1 protein-coding gene is annotated in these 1,293 nt (G+C 44.8%); it reads right to left on the reverse strand.

Going from position 1 to position 1,293, the window contains the following annotated elements; all coding sequences use genetic code 11:
* Window positions 1-5: 5 nt before the first annotated feature.
* A complete protein-coding gene (locus EIZ48_RS28225) occupies window positions 6-1,199 on the reverse strand; it encodes an ISL3 family transposase (RefSeq protein WP_160658709.1) in 1,194 nt (397 codons plus the stop codon).
* Window positions 1,200-1,293: the final 94 nt, after the last annotated feature.

Here is a 1,293-nt window from a genome sequence, read left to right on the forward strand (position 1 = left end):
AAGGTTCATCGCGGCTTTCCGGGGAAAGCTGCTTTTATCTTTAGGAAGAAGTATTCCGTATCTCGATATCCGTATCCCATACGCTTGATGAGTTTTATCTTGTTATTGATCCCCTCCAGCGTACAAGTATTCAGATGATATGAAGCGGATGCCACGATACCGTGAAGGTAAGGTTTGAGTTTTCTAGCGAAGTTGATGAGAGGCTGTATACCACTCTCATTCACCTGCTGCCACCATACCTCCCATAACCCGATAGCTTGCTCCTCTGAATCACAATACCAAAGCTCCTTGAGCTGAGCCCCGAGTAAGTGCGTTATCATGAGATCTCGGTTAATCGATAGTATTTCATTCAGATAACTTTCCTGTTTAGCGCTTAAGTTCTCTCTGTTTTTCAGCAGTACCCACCGCGAGCGCTTTATCCAACGGCGTGCTTTTCTGTCAGCCTTTAGTTGATTAGCTTGGTCTACTCGAACCCTGTCCATGACTTCTCGACCGAACTTAGCCACGACATGAAATAAGTCATAGACAATAYGGGCGTTTGGGCAATGCGCCTGCACTTCGAGATCAAAAGCGGTGTTCATATCCATCGCGACAACTTCAATGTTGGCAGCATTATCGCCGAGCTCTTCAAAGAATGGACGAATGTCCTTTCGGCTTCGGCCTATACCAATCCAGAGCACTTGATGACTTTGTGCGTCAGCGATGACGGTAGCGTACCGATGACCTTTAAAAATAGCGAACTCGTCCATAACAAGCTGACGCAAATCATTCCAAGGCACCGTTGGAACAACTCGTTTAAGACGGTGTTTATCAATGTCCTTAATCGTATGCCAATGCACTCCGGTCAGCTCGGAGATATGCTTGATGGGTAACAGCGGGAGCAGTTTCTCGATATAACCTTTTAAGCGATTTGTGATCCGTGAATATGGAGCAACCCAGGATATGGCCTCTGTTTTGACTCCACAAGAAGAGCAGTTTATCCGTCGAGTTTGTACCACTAGCTCAACAGGAGTATCGAACATCATCGCTTCTTTTAGAACTCGCCAATGATAGTCATGGACAGAGTTAGATGAGCGACCGCATTGACACACAGCGGTGGAATCAGGCTTTAAAGTGATTGTTATTAAAGAATCAGTTTTATGGGACTTTATAATCTGAAAGCCTTCCCAGAAGGAAGATAGGAAAGTATTATTCGACATGAAAACGGTAGTTTGTGTAGGTTTTTGTTTGGCGACTAAACCATATCACTTACTACCGTTTTTGTTTTCAGTTCCCGCTAATCTGCGAAGAACC

Origin of the sequence: Photobacterium alginatilyticum, assembly GCF_009910675.1 — a bacterium.
Lineage (GTDB): Bacteria > Pseudomonadota > Gammaproteobacteria > Enterobacterales > Vibrionaceae > Photobacterium > Photobacterium alginatilyticum.